We start from the raw sequence: 14,563 nt of genomic DNA, 5'->3' as shown, positions 1-14,563 counted from the left end.
GTTCGCCGCCGCGCGAGCCAGGTTCCCCCCGTGCCCCTCCCCGAGCGGTTCCGGGGGCGGGCAAAGGAAGCTCCCGCAGTTGCTGGGCGCAAAAAAAGCCCGCCTTGCGGCGAGCCTGGGTCACTTCGAAACCGGGTGAAGCTTTGCGCGGTCTTAGTGCCTTACGCGCTCAAGCAAAGTCCACTCTTCAGCCCTGGTGAGTAGGCGCACTGAAGTAGGCGCGGACTTCGCGGCGTCCACGTAGTGCTCCGTCAGTGCTTCGACCATCGCTTCCTTTAACTGGGCTGCGCGGTCGGGGTGCGGGTGACGCCCAGTCAAGGCGCTCTCCTGGCTGGCAATCGCGATACCCTGCACCTTCAGGCGGCCTGCGGTGACCGACACACCGTAATCACGCTTCAAGATGCGTGAAGCGGCACTGGCGGCGCTGGAGATCGCAGCGACGACATGGGCGGGAAGTTGATTAGTGTTGGTTGCGTTCATGATTCGTCCTTTAGTGGTTAGTCGTTCGCTGCATTCAGTGCGCGGGAAATGGTCGCCACGCCTACGCCAAAATGTTCCGCAAGCGAGCGCACGGAGCCCCCGTGTTCCGCGTGGTACGCCCGTACCTCTGAGTAATCCACGGCAGGCTTGCGGCCCTTGTACTTCCCCTCGTCCTTCGCTATCGCTATGCCTCGCGCCTGCATGTCGCGCCGGTTCCGATAATCCGCCTCGCCCTGTGCTGCCATGAAGGCAAGTAGAGCCTCGCGCACCGCCTTACGTAGCGGGTCCGTCTCCTGCCCATCGAACACCATTGCGTTGAGCGTGCATTCGACGCGCACACCCTTTTTCATGAGGCGCTGCATCGTGTCGTGCAGTTCGTCGTAGCGGCGCGAGATTCGGTCGAGCCACCGCACAACCAGCACGCCGCCCTTCCGCAAATCACGCTCTACGTGCTGCCACTGTTTTCGCTCCAGTGGCGGGACGTGATACCCGCTCACCCCCTCATCAATGAACACGTCATCTTTCTCTATGCCGCGTTCGGCTGCGTCCGCGTATTGGCTCGCGGCGGTCTGTCCATCGAGCGTGGATACCCGCCCGTAATAGATGCGTCTCATGTTTCGCTTCACCCCGTTCCGTTGAATTGGTGTTCCGAATTATAGGTGTTCCGAAAATACTGTCAACCCTAATGGAACTATTTTTTGGACTTTAAGATCGTTTCGCACAGGTATACCCCTGGGGAACGGCCCCTCGCCCTTGATGTACGCGCCGGTCCACTGCGACATGCCGTTGTCGGTGCGCATTCCAAGGGATTCGCAGGGTTCCCCGCGACCTGGACGGTGCGGAGGGTCATGTTCGGGGCAAACCCCACCGCTGCGGGCGAGCGACCGGACTTAGCGCCACCGCCACGCCAAATGCGCGTGCACTCGCACGCGTCTACACCTAATCCATCATTCCATATTATGAAATGTTGACCCGTATCTCCACGGACTGGAAGCCCCCAGTGACACTCCTATGTCGCACGTGCCGCACCGAGAAACACGTGAGTTCGTTCTACCGCAATGTGAAATACCCGCTGTGGACGAAATCCGCGTATTCGCTGGACTGCCGGGAGTGTTTCCAGCGCAAGGCCCGTGAGGCTCGCGCACGGAATCCCGAGAAGTCACGGGACGCCAATCGACGCGGCTATGTGAAACGTAAGAGCCTAGCGAGCGACACCTACTGTCTCCAGAACTTCCGCATGAGCGCTGCTGACGTCGCCAAGCATCGCGAGGGGCAGAAGACACGCGCTGAAGAATCCCGGAGGCGCAACCTCAATATCCGCGCATTCCGCGCGAGTGCCCCGAGACGCGAAGGGCCTACCTGGGTCGAGCGGAAAATCCAGGACTGGTATCGAAAGAAGGTCAAGCGCAGTGTGGCCCGTTTAGTGGATCGGCATGACAGTGATGATGTGCCGCCGAGCCGTGATTATCAGGCTGACCTGTTGCGGGACGAATCGTTGAGCCCCATGGAGCGCTTGATGAAGCTCCGCGAATTCAATCAACGGCGGAAGGACGAGTAACTCGGCACACGATAGAGGACTGAGTATTTCGCGCTGTGCCCATAAACCTTCGCGAGCCGGGGAGGAATAACTCCGCACAGGGTAGAGGACCCTATACAGCATGCGGTACCTTTGAACCCCTTGCGTTAGGGTTTGATCTGTGAGAGTTGGCCGGTGAGAGCGGGTCCTTCACCACGAAAACCGTGAAGGAGCCGATTGTTGCGCGTCTTCTCTCTCGGTGTCCTGCACACCTCACCGACTACCGATATCCTAAACAGCCTGAGCGCGGTCGATTGGGCTGCCAGGATGCCGCCCGTGAGACGGCTTCTGCAAGGTGAGGCCTGCAAATTTCCGACGGCTCCAAGTCGATCGTATCTAGCTTTTCCCGATGGACTTCCGGTACGCGTTCATCGCTTTGATGTAGTGCGAGCAACCGCCGAGATTGCCCTCGAACTCTCCACCCACGACCAAGCCCGCGTCACTGATTTGCAAGTCTATGTTGCAGTGATATTGGACCGGCATGTATTGAGTCGTGGTTGTCGTACCGGAATATCCGAACGAGGTCGTCCCGGCGTAGCCACTCCCGGAATTCTGCGAGACGCTCGTGAACGGCATCAATCCGCCCGTGCGTTGGCCCCAGTGGACAATGCGCATACCAGCTACCAGCCGCTCGCCGGAAGGGTAGCCGAGCACTCGAACCGCAGTTTCGATTGTCCGGCCTTGTAGTTCCTGCATCCCCGCATCCATTTGCCCGAACGTGACGCATCCAGCCAGAGCCGGGACCGCGACTGCGGCAGCTATAAGCGTTCTTTTCATGTAATCCCCGAGGTGGTCTGTAAGAGTTATGCCAATGAGCATATCACCGGCCCTTAACAGAATTCCGCTAGCGGATAACCCAAGTTTCACGTGACCATCGTATTCCCATCGTCGTTGGATGGTCACGTTCATCATGTCTGTCGTTCGTATGTTGCGCCTCTCTTTGAGCGGGTCTCTGGTAGTCCAGGCGATCCGCTTTTTGTGGGGGGGAACATCCACTAGGCGACGGCTGTCCTGTTTCATCAATTCACTATTCGAAACCAACTTGTGAACACCACCCCCTATCAACGCGCATCTATGAATCTCCCCGACCTCAACGCTCTCGCAAGCCGCGAGGCGGAGGACAAGGCTATCGGCAAGGCCCTCCACGAGATCGCCAGCGACCTTCGCGCAGCGGTCAGCGTGAAGGTTTCGGCCCTACAGGCCGTCACCAAGAAGCTGGAAGCCATGAACCAACCCAGCAGGGCCGAAGCCCTGACGCTGGCTGCTACGCGGCTCACGGCAGACCCGCTCGATTTCAATGCCGTGGCGACGCTCCGCAATGTAGTGGATGCCCTGGTACAGTCCGCACAGATGCTCGGCTCGGTGCACCATACCACTGAGTCCACGCCCGGAGCAGTCGCCGCCCCGTGCCCGGCCCGCCCGGATGACTACGAACGCTCTACGCGCCGGTACGAACAGGAGTACGCGGACTACCTTCAACGCCGAGAGGCCGCTATGCATCCTATCGACGCCACTGCGTCCCGTAACGGCCTGCGCTAATCGTTCCCAATTCAAACGGAAATTTGCATATGTCCACAATCATTCGTTATCTGAACCCCCACACCGGTCAACCCGCAACCGAAGCTGACCGTATGGCGGGGCACGCCCATTACGTCGAATGCGACCACCAAGGCGTACCGCTACGTGACAAGGCCAACCTGTGTCGCGCCTATGGCTCCCCGGACGACCTGAGCCCAGAAGAGAAGCACGCGGTATGGCGCGACTCAGACCCGCACGTGACCCAAACGCAAGCTCCCGCCGCCGCCGAGACCGCAGCGATCCGCGCGGAGTTGGCAAAGAGATACCCGGGCGTATGACGGTGACCGCTGGCTACCTCATGCCTGGCGAGACGCTCGACCAGGCCATCATGCGCAACGGTCCCGCTTGCGGCCTCATCGAAACCTCGCTTGGCTTTGAGCCTTCGCAGGAGGCCGAATCGTTCGCCTCGTCTCCCAAGGACGCTCGGGCACTTCTGACGGCGCGTCTGCAAGCCGATGAGGCCACGCTGACCCAGATACAGGCCGACATCATGACGCACGAAGGTACGCTCGTTGGGCTCCGCGATGCCGCAGCGCTTTATGCGTCGCTGGTCGATGCTACGCGCAAGCTAATCGACCCCGAGGCAACCGATTGACTGCCGGTCTTCAATGTTTCGATGAGACAGGATTCTGCTACTGGGACACCGCCGACTACACGACGCGAACACTCGGTTATGTAGACGCTACTACAAGCGCAGGGTCGATCACCGATGAGCGCCTCACGACGGGAACCCCTTGGGCCTTCCCCGTGATGTCGGCAAACGTTAACACATACACCAGCGCAACCTCAGGCATGGTGGATATCAACTTCTGGGCGACAGCCCCAGCAATCTCCTTCTCAGGGAACCGGATGACGTGGAACCGCGATGCGAATAAAAACCCCGGGTTCTGGACTAACTCGGCATGTCGCATCTATTACGGAGTTCGGTGAGTGGCTGCGGGACTTCAAGTATGGAACGATGCGTTAACGTTCCAGATCGACGGCTCGACGCCGATGGTTACGTTAGCCCGCAAAGGGGCGATGAGCAGCGTGGCGACGGACTTCCCGGTCAACAGTGCGGCGGGTTCGCTCTGTGCGGTCCGTATCCCGACCTCTCCTAACGAAATTTTGGCGACCGACTGCGGGTACGCCTTTCACATGACAGGCATACGGAACGGCTCTGCCGAGTTCATTATCGTCGGCACAACCGGAACAACGATGGACTACTGGGTATTTGCGCCGCACACGCCGTCTGGAACCAACGTGGGGCTGGAGGTCTACTCCGAGACCGGGGCGCTCATCTACGACACCGGGCGACCACCCATGCGCGTCGTGGGGACCGTCGAGGGCTCCGGGACGTTCGGGGGGTTCCCCACGGGGCGCAGGCTCGCTCTCGTAACGTGGGTACAACACACGAACATCTTCCGCCAAGTTCTCGGTGGCGGTATAGGGCTCACGTCGGTGTCGGGCAACTTTTCCCGGTGCAACCAGGACGGCACTGTTTACACCAGTCCCGATACCAGCTATGCGCTGCACGAGGTGGCGCTGTCCCCAAGTGTGACTTCCTTCGCAGGAACGTGGGACAACGGTATTCAAAACAAATTCACCGTCCTCGACGTGACTGGCATGTGACCCACCAACCATCAACCATCAACACCCAAACATGTCCTTTGATTTGCGTTCGGCGCTGTCGCAGCAAGGCACACCGCGCTTCTGTACATCCTGTGGCGTTCTGCTGTACCCCGAGCAATATTCTGACTCACAGGGCCGCTGTGATTACTGCGTATCCATCCAGGAAGTACGCAGCCAGATCGCCTCAGACTCACCCGAGTCAATGCATCTCGAATAGCACGGTCATCGGATGGAAACACATGGAGCAATACGCCGACACATTGCGTCGCCTGTGCTTCGCCGGGGTCACCGAGCCCTCCGGGCTACACGCATTGTCGCTTCGCCTCGTCGCCACGGCACCGGACGCGCGGGCGAGGCATGAAGCCCATCGGCTGAGCCAAGAGGCGTTCGACAAGAGTCCCAGAGCTTTCTGTGACCGCCTATGGCGTCTGTGGAATTCATTACCCGCCGCCGACAAGCCCGAATTGATGCCCGCAACAGTTGGCGCCAGCCTCAAGCATTTTGCCGCTGAGGTCGAACCGGACACCACCGGAATGACAAAGCATCTCCCGCGCCGCTAGGCGCTTCGTTTTCTCTGGTAAATCACTTTTATGCAAATCGACATCGAGAAAGCTGTGTCCGCTTTGGCCGCCCTGAACAACGCGAGCGTCAACACGATTATCGCGAACTCCGTGACGCTATCCGCCGCGCTGGCGGGCGGAAACCTCACAGCGACTCGCGATCAAATCCAGACCAAACAGGTCCCGATTGTGAGCACAGGCGGTCAAATCACAGGCTGGCAGACAGTCGCGGGCTAAATCTGAGCCTCCCGCGCGGGCCCTGACAACTCCCGCCCGATTCAAGAAACCTAAGGAGCATCTAACATGACAATCCACCCAGACGCCCCGGCGACGCTGGACATCAAAATGAAGTTCTGTCGCGCCTGTGGGTGCGCCCATCCCGTAACTGAGTTCTACACCGACCGCTGCCGCACCGATGGTCTCACGCGCTATTGCAAGAAAGCAGACGGCGTACGCCGCGTGGAACGCGCTCGACGGTCCCGCGCGAAACTGAGAGACGCGAAGGCGCACGCCTCGGCGTATGCATTCAGACTCGCACAGGCTCGGAGCAACGTGCAGCCAGGAGAATCGAAATGAAGCGCAATAAAGCGCCCGAGAAAGTACCGGTTGCCGGATTGCCACGAGGAATGCTGGCGACCTACGCGTTCCACCAAGGCAATCTCGACGCTCCCGTCTACAGCCAGATTCAACGAGAAGCACGGGAGGCGCGTGAGCAGCAGCAAGAAGCCCAGCAAAAGCGGGATGTCCTCAACGCCCGCCGACGCCGCAACGCGGCCATGCAATTCCGCCGGTCAGGTTCCACAACCTTGGTGCCGCTCAGGAACGTCGCGGTCTCCGTCAGAATCCGCACTGAAACCCATCAGCGATTGATGGTGGACGGGTTTTGCGGGTCTGACTGGGCGTATGACGATGAGTCGGGTTGTATCCGGTGTCGCCGCCGCAACATCGCGAAGAGTCACCCCGATTACGGCGTATGGTTTGATGTCGGGGCCCTAGTGCTCGGATTGAACGATGGCGACGAGTATCGTGTAGACGACCCGTTAGACCTGACGACCATTCGGTTGGCTCGGTGACTTCTTGGGGCGCTAGGCGATCCCCCTCCGCTGTGCCGAACTGGAAACATGCTGACCGCATAGCAGGCGTGCGCTCTATGTGATGCGGACAGTGTCTGCCCTTTCGCTATCGCCTGCGCTGTAAAATGCGCGTGTTAGCAATCCGAAACGGCGTGCAGCCAAAAACATAGAACCGGGGATTCAAAATGCATGCGACCCTAGAGGCAATTTGCGTTGAGTTGGACCAACTCGCGGCACAGGTTAAGAGTTCAATTCCGAATGATGAGCCGTTTGCCATCGCACAGGGGAACTGGAGTTTCCCGGGGCTCACACGCCCGGAGCTGGTCGAAGCGGCAGAGTCTGTCGCAACCTTGATTCTGGAGCGTGGTGGCGATTCGCTGGGGGATAGCGAAGCGCGACTAAGCGACTATGTACGGCGACTCCAGTATCTCAGGGCGAGTACAGTCCCAAATATCTGGGGAAATGCCGCACAAGGCGCCACAGCATACATGCTCACGCTGGACGGCTTGCAGCGTGCGCTTGCGCCCGTACTCACAAACGATCCAACTCTTGAAAATGCGGCGGCGGTTAGGCGGGTAGCTACGCAGGTACGGGCAATGGAAGTGCGGGTCAAGGGGCTTGAGCCAAGGTCGGCGGCCCTGGCCAACATGGTCGAGCGAATTGAAAGCGCGTACAACGCCGCCGACCAATTACCGACCGATCTGGAAACGCTGGCTGAATCGCGCCAAAAAGTGCAGGAGTTACTCAGGGAGGCCGAACGGGATCGCGCACATCTCTCGGCGACTCGCGAGGAAGCGGACGGACTCAGTACAGAACTCAAGCAAAACGCAGGCGAAGCGGATGCTGTCCTCGCTAGATGCGAGTCGGCGTATTCGGCGGCAACCAGCCAAGGCTTGGCGGCGGCATTTGCGGAGCGATCAAAGGCGCTCGACAAGTCAATGTGGGCGTGGGTTCTCGGATTGGTCCTAGCCTTGATATTAGGGGGATATCTCGGATCGCGGCAGCTTCACCAGCTATCGGAACTTATCAAGGACCCGGCGACGAAGGGGAGCCTCTTATCACTTGACGTTGTTCTGTCGCTCCTGTCGGTGGGCGCGCCTGTGTGGTTTGCCTGGTTAGCGACGAAGCAAGTGGGTCAGCGCTTCCGGCTCTCCGAGGACTATGCATTTAAGGCCTCGATTTCGCGGGCGTATGAAGGCTATCGGCGTGAGGCTGCCCGCATTGATACAGACCTCGAAGCGAGCCTGCTAGCGTCTGCGCTGAATCGTCTTGATGAACTGCCACTACGATTGGTTGAGACGACGACGCACGGCAGTCCGTGGCATGAACTGATGGCTTCGGACGTGGTCAAGGATGCGGCCAAGACTGTGCCGGGGTTCGCCGGGAAGGTAGTCGATTTAGCAAACGACGCGCTTGCGAGATTAGGCAAACCTAAGGGCGAAAAAGTTGCGTCTAATGCTTTTACCAAGGAGCCACCTGAAGGCAACGCGTGATAGACTGCGAGCACTGTGTCAATTGGCGCTGCGGATCGACGCGACACACTTCCGGGAAAGCCTTATTCTACCGTGGGGTCACAGAGGTTCAAATCCTCTCGCCCCGACCAAAGATCAAAGCCGCACGCCGAAAGGCGTTGCGGCTTTTTCATTGGCGCCTGAAATTCGAGCCGCCTTCAAGGCGCATGAGACGCTTCCATATCCACGTTGCGTTACCGCGTTGAAAGCACAGCATGACGGTCTACAGGCGAGACGATGCCCGTCATTACCTCACGGCCCATCAAGCACGCTCCACGATTCTCACTCAGACGTCCCAACGGCGGCTCTATATTGCTCGATGAAACGAAGGATTGCCTTGGACTGGTAATTCTTCGCCAACTGGCAAAGGTGATCGGCGAAAGGGCGATAGCGCTCGTCGAGTTCAATCAGGTGCGCGGCGTGTTGCGCGATGGCACGCATGTCGCCGAGTCGCGCCAGGTAGTGCAGCGCTTCGACCTCCTCGGGCAGTGGCGCGATCAACGCCTCGGCGGCGGAGTCGGCGGCAGGTACTGTCGTTCGGCCCGATGCAATGGCCCGCGTATTCGGAACCTCGTCACACCACTCGATCTTCAGGAGGGCCGCGAGCTGTGACAACAGCCCGCTGAAGTCGATCGGTTTGGGCAGGAAGGCGTTCGCACCCGCTGCCAGGCTTTCCGCCGCATCGGTCCTCGATGCGCTGGCGGAAACCGCGACGATGGGCAGATCGCGGAACTCCGGCATCTGGCGCAGGCGGCGCGTGACTTCCAGCCCGTCCATCCCCGGCATGACGACATCCATCAGGACGAGCGCCGGCCGCAGCGCTTTGGCTTTCTCCAGGGCTTCCAGTCCATTGCCGGCCTCGGCCATGTCGAATCCGAACTGGCCGAGCATATCGACGGCCACGGCACGGTTTTCCGCCACATCATCCACGACCAGCACAGTCTTGCGCGGCCCCTTGTAGCCGCTTGCCGCCCACTCGGGCGGGACGACAGCCGCGATGGGCGCAACCACCGGCACGTCCAGTTCGAACCAGAAAGTGCTGCCAGCACCGCGGCGGCTTTCGACGTGGATCTCGCCGCCCATCAAGCGCACGAGCTGCCGGCTGATGGCGAGACCCAGCCCCGTGCCGCCATGCCGATGCGAAACGTCGCCCACTTGCTCGAAAGCCCGGAAGATCGCCTCCAGATGTTCCCGGTCTATGCCGATGCCCGTGTCCCGCACTTCGAAACGCAACCGCCCCGGCGGGGAGAAACCGACGCATAGACGCACGCTTCCCTCGTCGGTAAAGCGGATTGCATTCGAGAGCAGGTTGAGCAGCACCTGGCGCAAGCGTTTTTCGTCGACTCGTACGCCCGCGGGAAGATCAGGTGGCATTTCAAGCGCGAAGGCCAGGCCCTTTTCCGTTGCCTTCACCCGGATCGTCTCGGCAACGAAGTTGATGAACCGGTCGAGCGGAATGTCGGACATGTTGAGCTCCACCCTCGCGGCGTCGATCTTGGCCATATCCAGGATGTCGTTGATGAGCGCGAGCAGGTATTCGCCGCTGCGCTGGATCACCGTGAGCCCGTCGATCTGGCGTTGATCGAAATTCTTGTCGCGCTTGAGGATCTGCGCGTAGCCGAGAATCCCGTTCAACGGTGTGCGCAGTTCGTGGCTCATGTGCGCAAGAAAGTCGCTCTTGGCCTGGTTGGCCGCGTCGGCGCGCTCCTTGGCGACGGCCAGTTCGGCCGTTCGTTCGCGGATCATGTCCTCGAGGTGCTCGCGATAGCGCCGCAGTTCCTCTTCGGCGCGCTTGTGCTCCGTGATGTCGCGCGAGATGCCGAGCAGGAACTTCGGTTCGCCATGCACATCGACGATCGGGATCTTCATCGTATGCACGAGGCGCGTTCCGTGACGCGTGTGAACCAGTTCCTCCGGCACGTCGATCATCTGCCGCGACTCGAGCACGGCACGATCCTTCTGCGCGAAGAAACTGGCCTCCCGCGCCGGAAACAGGTCGTGGACGGACTTGCCGATGAGTTCCTCGCGCCGGTAGCCGAGCAGTTGCTCTCCCGCCTTGTTGAAGCGCACGAAGCGCAGGGTCGCCGCATCCTTGACGAAGATCGTGTCCGGGATGTGCTCGACGATGCTGTTCAGGAAGTGCTCGCTTGCTCGCGCGGCCTCTTCCGCGTGCTGACGTTCGACGATCTCGGCGGTCCGGCCCGCAAGCGCGGTGCTGAGTTCGGCCGTGCGTCGCGCGACGCGCGCCTCCAGTTCGGCATTGAGTTCCTTCAGCGCGTCCTCGGCTTGCCTGCGCTGGCGCCGGTCTTCCAGGAACTGCTCGACCGCGCGCGCCATGTCGGCAATTTCGTCGCCGCCGTGCACGGGCACGCCGGCTTGCGCGCTGTCGACATCACCGTGCCGCAGCGAGTGGCTGACCTGGCGCAGTCGCGCCACGACGTGGCGTCCGAGGAATGCGCTGGCTATCAGCCAGGCGAGCAGCAGGCTTATCGCAACCTCGCCGATGACCCATCTGCGCGTGCGGTCCGAGTGCTCGGCCAGATCCTGCACCGCTTCGCGGTACTTGTGCGTGAAATAGTCCGACTGCCGGCGCGCCGCGACGGCGAGGGTGTCGGCCTGGCGGCGCAGATCGTCGTCCAGGCTGGCCAACGACGCGCCGGGCTGCGAGGCGGACATCGGCGTGGCGCTGGCGCTCAACGCGGTCTCGCGCACCTGCGCCTCGATGTTGACCGTGTTGCGGAAGTGCTGGCTCGATCGGCGCAGCGCGAGCGCGTCGATACCGACGTCCTCGCCCGTGGTCGCGGAGGCCACGCGGTCCATCAGGCGATCGAAGGAGGACAACTCGTCGAGGATGTGCCGATGCGTCTCGCGCACGGCGTCGACGGTATCGTCGCTCGACAACTGCAAGGCCATGCGTTCGATCATCAGGGTGTGCTGTGCGAGGCCCTGCGCATCCTCCAGGCGCGCGAGCCGCTGCTCGGCCAACTGGCGGATCGCGTAGGCCGAACCGGTCAACGAATAGATGGTCGTGGCGCCGACCACGACCACCAGGGCCGCGAGGCACGAAACCACGAGCGCGAATTGCGCGGTGAGCGACTGTGGGAGCGGTAGTTTCACGGGCGTTGCCAGATGCGGCGATAGATGTCGCGATAGCCGTTGGCGGGATCGTAGATCAGACGGTCGCCGCCGTCCGCGGCGATGTTGTCCGCCGTCACGAGATGCACCGGAAACACGTAACCCGTGACGGCTTCCCGGGCCAGGAGCCGGTTCATCTCGTCGATCAACTGCCAGCCGTGCAGGTTCAGCGGTTCGGCCACCGTGCCGGTCTGGAACGTGCCCGTCCGGATGCGCAGAAAGGCGGACTCGCTGCCGTCGCCGGCCGAGAGCATGACCATGGCGGCGTTCGATAGCCCGGCCTGGGTCAGCACAGGGGCGGCGTAGTCGAAGTAGATGTCGTTGATCGCCAGCGCATGCGTCCAGCGCTTGCCATAGTGCGCGAGCAATGCGCGTGTCGTGCCCGGCATCAGTTCCTGATTGCGCGAGATCGCCACGTCGCGCACTTCGAGCAACGTGCAGCCGCCGCACGCGCGCACGACGGCAGCCATTGCATCCGCCTTGCCTTGCGCAACCTCGAAATTGGTGTCGGTGAACACGACGGCTCCCGCATGCCCGCCGGACTGCGCGATGGCTGCCAGCGCGGTGACGCGCGCGACCTCGAGCGGATCTGTCGACACGTTCATCGCCACGGGCGTGCCGGGTACGGGCCCGGCCTGGGCCGCCACATGCCAGCCGACGATCGGGATGCCCCGTTCCGCGAACGGCTGCAGCCCGGGCAGCAATGCGCGTGCGTCGCCGCCGACGATGATCAGCCCGTCCGGACGACTTGCCAGCCCGTTGGCCAGCATCTTGAGCCGCAGATTCGGGGTGCCGCCGCTGTCGAATATCTTCACGCTCCAGCCGATCGCCTTGGCCGCCTCCAGCACCCCGTCGACCACGCCGAGGATGCCGCCGTTGCGCAAATCCTCGGCGACGACGGCGATGTATTTGCCGGCCTGGGCGCGCGGTCCCTTGCGCGGCCCGTTCCAGGGCGCGGCGGGTTGCGTCGCGGCCTCGACAACGCGCTTCGCTTCCTCCAGGTAGTCCCTCGTGGCGACGACCGAGGCGGCGGACACGGGGGCCGTCAACACACCCTGCGCCGTGGCAACCCACGGCATACACACGCATGCCAATGCCAGAAGCAAGCCCCTCATGCTGTTCCCCAAGGGCACTATCGGGGTCGTTGGACCCGCCGTTGAAGATGTACCCAGATGCAGCCCGCAGCGTGACCCCGCGAACGACATACTATACCCCGGGCCGCATGGCGTCGGTCGTGCGTTGGCGAGCAAAACGACGCCTGGCCGTGGTGACAGCCAGAGCGCGCAGCGCCGGTAAAAGCCTGTGAAACGGCTGCGATTCGTGCCTCCGGGCAGCTTGCCGGGACGCGCGCTCTCGCTGCGCGGAGCGTTAATCGACTTCTTCGAACGTTCCTGTGCGCACCGCGCCGTTGCGCAGGTAGCGGGTGATCAGCACGCCGTGAGGGGTGCTGGCCGAGTGCGCCAGAGTCAACGCGGACGCTGCCGCGTCGTCGCCGAACAGGCGCTTGCCGCGCCCCAGCATGACGGGATAAATCAGAAGCCGAAGCTCGTCCACCAAACCGGCCGCGAGCAGTTGGCGCACCATGTCGCCGCTGCCAAACGTCAGCAGATTGGCGCCGTGCCGATCTTTGAGCGCGCGTATCGCGTCGGCAAGCTCGCCCTTAAGCGCATGACTGTTCTGCCAGTCGAGGGTGTCGGATCGATGCGTGGCCACGTGCTTGGGTACGCTGTTGAACAGGTCGGCGATGGCGCGGCTGTTTGAATCGGCCGGTACGCGCGGCCAATACGACGCGAATATGTCGTAGGTGCGGCGCCCCAGCAGCAAGTCGAACGGCTGCGAGAGCAGGTCGTGCAAGTGTTGGCCGGTGGCTTCGTCCGCATAGGGAACGATCCAGCCGCCAAGGCGGAATTCGCCGCTGGGATCTTCTCGCGGCCCGCCAGGCGATTGAATGACGCCATCCAGACTGATGAAAGCGGAAACGATGAGCTTGCGCATGATGCTCTCCTGGTCCACGAACCCGATCGGTTCGTAGATACGACGAACGAGTCGCATGGGGATCGACAACCGCCCAGCCGCCTGCACGTGCCGGCCGCGCTCCGAGCGCCCGCGCTTAACAAGCGTCGCTCGATGTACCGGTTCCAGGTGTCGCGCCGATCTGATGAAGCCGGCTAATGACCCGTGTTGAGCGAGCCGATCCAGCGAACTTCAGACGCCTTCAGATGCAACCGCATGGCCGTTTGCGCCTCCAGCGCGTCGCGCGCGATCAGCGCGGCGACGATCATTTCGTGCTCGACGAGCGCCGCATTCCAGGTCGATGCGTTTTCCGTCTGACGTCTTAACTTTTCCGCGATGGGTGCGTGACGCTCGTCGAACAGTTCGCCGACCACACGTGTCAGCACCGCGTTCTGCGCCATCTCGGCAATACACATATGAAATTGCCGATCAGCCTCGACGGGCGAACCGCCTTCCGCGATCGAGCGCCGCATGTCCGCAACGAGTTCTTGTAGACGTGACAGGCCCTCGTCGGTCAGACGCGCGCACGCCAGCGACGCAACGCAACCTTCGATTGCCGCGCGCGCCTGCATGATGTCGCTTGGACTATCGCCGATCTTGTCGCGTAGCGCCTCGGAGACCGGTGCGGCGGAGCACACGAAAACGCCGGCGCCCATTTTGATCTCGACCACACCCTGAATTTCGAGCGCGATCAGCGCCTCGCGCACGGAGGGCCTCGAGACATTCAACTGCTGGGCCAGGTCGCGTTCCGGAGGGAGACGGTCGCCCGTCGAAAGATGATTCGCCGCGATATACGCGCGAATCTGATCGCCGATCAGATGATAAAGCCGGCGCGGCTGTACCGATTTGAGTTCCATGGTCTGAGGTTTCATGCATCGGTTGGGTTTAAATTGGCCTGACCGCAATGGGGCGCCGAAACGCCACATATGTACGGGTTTACACCTAAAACACGCGTGGATTCGCCCGAAACATCTCGGTATTTACCCGCGAATCGGCAAAGTGGCTTGACCAATTCTTATTGAGAAA

16 protein-coding genes are annotated in these 14,563 nt (G+C 61.5%); 9 read left to right on the top strand and 7 right to left on the bottom strand.

All coding sequences use genetic code 11. The features are described 5' to 3' along the window. Positions 1–153: 153 nt before the first annotated feature. Positions 154–480, bottom strand: a complete 327-nt coding sequence (locus ACOCG7_RS24845) for a hypothetical protein (protein ID WP_421377764.1) — start codon at positions 478–480, stop codon at positions 154–156. Positions 481–497: 17 nt separating this feature from the next. Further along, on the bottom strand, positions 498–1,094 hold the full coding sequence (locus tag ACOCG7_RS24840; protein WP_421377762.1) for a recombinase family protein: 597 nt from the start codon (positions 1,092–1,094) through the stop codon (positions 498–500). Positions 1,095–1,519: 425 nt separating this feature from the next. Between ACOCG7_RS24840 and ACOCG7_RS24835 the strand changes: the two genes are divergently transcribed. Continuing rightward, entirely contained in the window at positions 1,520–2,038 is a 519-nt protein-coding gene (locus ACOCG7_RS24835) for a hypothetical protein (RefSeq protein ID WP_421377760.1), read from the top strand. A 354-nt stretch (positions 2,039–2,392) separates the two neighbouring features. Here ACOCG7_RS24835 and ACOCG7_RS24830 read toward each other — a convergent pair whose 3' ends face one another. Then, positions 2,393–2,965 carry a hypothetical protein gene (locus tag ACOCG7_RS24830; protein WP_421377758.1) on the bottom strand — a complete coding sequence of 191 codons (573 nt, stop codon included), beginning with the start codon at positions 2,963–2,965 and terminating at the stop codon, positions 2,393–2,395. A gap of 165 nt (positions 2,966–3,130) precedes the next feature. Between ACOCG7_RS24830 and ACOCG7_RS24825 the strand changes: the two genes are divergently transcribed. The 8 genes from ACOCG7_RS24825 to ACOCG7_RS24790 all read left to right on the top strand — a co-directional run bounded on the left by ACOCG7_RS24825 (position 3,131) and on the right by ACOCG7_RS24790 (position 8,371). After that, positions 3,131–3,595: a hypothetical protein gene (locus ACOCG7_RS24825; RefSeq protein WP_421377756.1), complete on the top strand. Its 465-nt coding sequence runs from the start codon at positions 3,131–3,133 to the stop codon at positions 3,593–3,595. A 29-nt stretch (positions 3,596–3,624) separates the two neighbouring features. Further along, entirely contained in the window at positions 3,625–3,912 is a 288-nt protein-coding gene (locus tag ACOCG7_RS24820) for a hypothetical protein (RefSeq protein ID WP_421377754.1), read from the top strand. After that, positions 3,909–4,229, top strand: a complete 321-nt coding sequence (locus ACOCG7_RS24815) for a hypothetical protein (protein ID WP_421377752.1) — start codon at positions 3,909–3,911, stop codon at positions 4,227–4,229. Before ACOCG7_RS24820 ends, ACOCG7_RS24815 begins: the two co-directional genes overlap by 4 nt. Before the next feature lie 335 nt (positions 4,230–4,564). Beyond that, positions 4,565–5,245: a hypothetical protein gene (locus tag ACOCG7_RS24810; protein ID WP_421377750.1), complete on the top strand. Its 681-nt coding sequence runs from the start codon at positions 4,565–4,567 to the stop codon at positions 5,243–5,245. Positions 5,246–5,484: 239 nt separating this feature from the next. Beyond that, entirely contained in the window at positions 5,485–5,805 is a 321-nt protein-coding gene (locus ACOCG7_RS24805; RefSeq protein WP_421377748.1) for a hypothetical protein, read from the top strand. A 30-nt stretch (positions 5,806–5,835) separates the two neighbouring features. Next, a complete protein-coding gene (locus tag ACOCG7_RS24800; protein ID WP_421377746.1) occupies positions 5,836–6,042 on the top strand; it encodes a hypothetical protein in 207 nt (68 codons plus the stop codon). 335 nt (positions 6,043–6,377) lie between these two features. Next, positions 6,378–6,878: a hypothetical protein gene (locus ACOCG7_RS24795; RefSeq protein ID WP_421377744.1), complete on the top strand. Its 501-nt coding sequence runs from the start codon at positions 6,378–6,380 to the stop codon at positions 6,876–6,878. Between the two features lie 185 nt (positions 6,879–7,063). Then, positions 7,064–8,371, top strand: coding sequence for a hypothetical protein (locus ACOCG7_RS24790; RefSeq protein WP_421377742.1), 1,308 nt, complete (start codon positions 7,064–7,066; stop codon positions 8,369–8,371). 300 nt (positions 8,372–8,671) lie between these two features. Here the strand turns inward: ACOCG7_RS24790 and ACOCG7_RS24785 are convergent, their stop codons facing one another. The 4 genes from ACOCG7_RS24785 to ACOCG7_RS24770 form a co-directional block, all read right to left on the bottom strand. Beyond that, entirely contained in the window at positions 8,672–11,506 is a 2,835-nt protein-coding gene (locus ACOCG7_RS24785; RefSeq protein WP_244744850.1) for an ATP-binding protein, read from the bottom strand. Continuing rightward, positions 11,503–12,639: a substrate-binding domain-containing protein gene (locus tag ACOCG7_RS24780; protein ID WP_114162878.1), complete on the bottom strand. Its 1,137-nt coding sequence runs from the start codon at positions 12,637–12,639 to the stop codon at positions 11,503–11,505. Before ACOCG7_RS24780 ends, ACOCG7_RS24785 begins: the two co-directional genes overlap by 4 nt. Before the next feature lie 253 nt (positions 12,640–12,892). Next, entirely contained in the window at positions 12,893–13,519 is a 627-nt protein-coding gene (locus ACOCG7_RS24775; RefSeq protein ID WP_244744851.1) for a dihydrofolate reductase family protein, read from the bottom strand. A 173-nt stretch (positions 13,520–13,692) separates the two neighbouring features. Then, entirely contained in the window at positions 13,693–14,409 is a 717-nt protein-coding gene (locus ACOCG7_RS24770; protein WP_235004905.1) for a FadR/GntR family transcriptional regulator, read from the bottom strand. Between the last annotated feature and the right edge of the window lie 154 nt (positions 14,410–14,563).

The sequence above is a fragment of the Paraburkholderia sp. DD10 genome (genome assembly GCF_049177125.1).
Classification (GTDB): Bacteria; Pseudomonadota; Gammaproteobacteria; order Burkholderiales; family Burkholderiaceae; genus Paraburkholderia; species Paraburkholderia terricola.
Note: the sequence above shows the minus strand (reverse complement) of the source record. Positions and strands in the feature narration are given on the sequence as shown.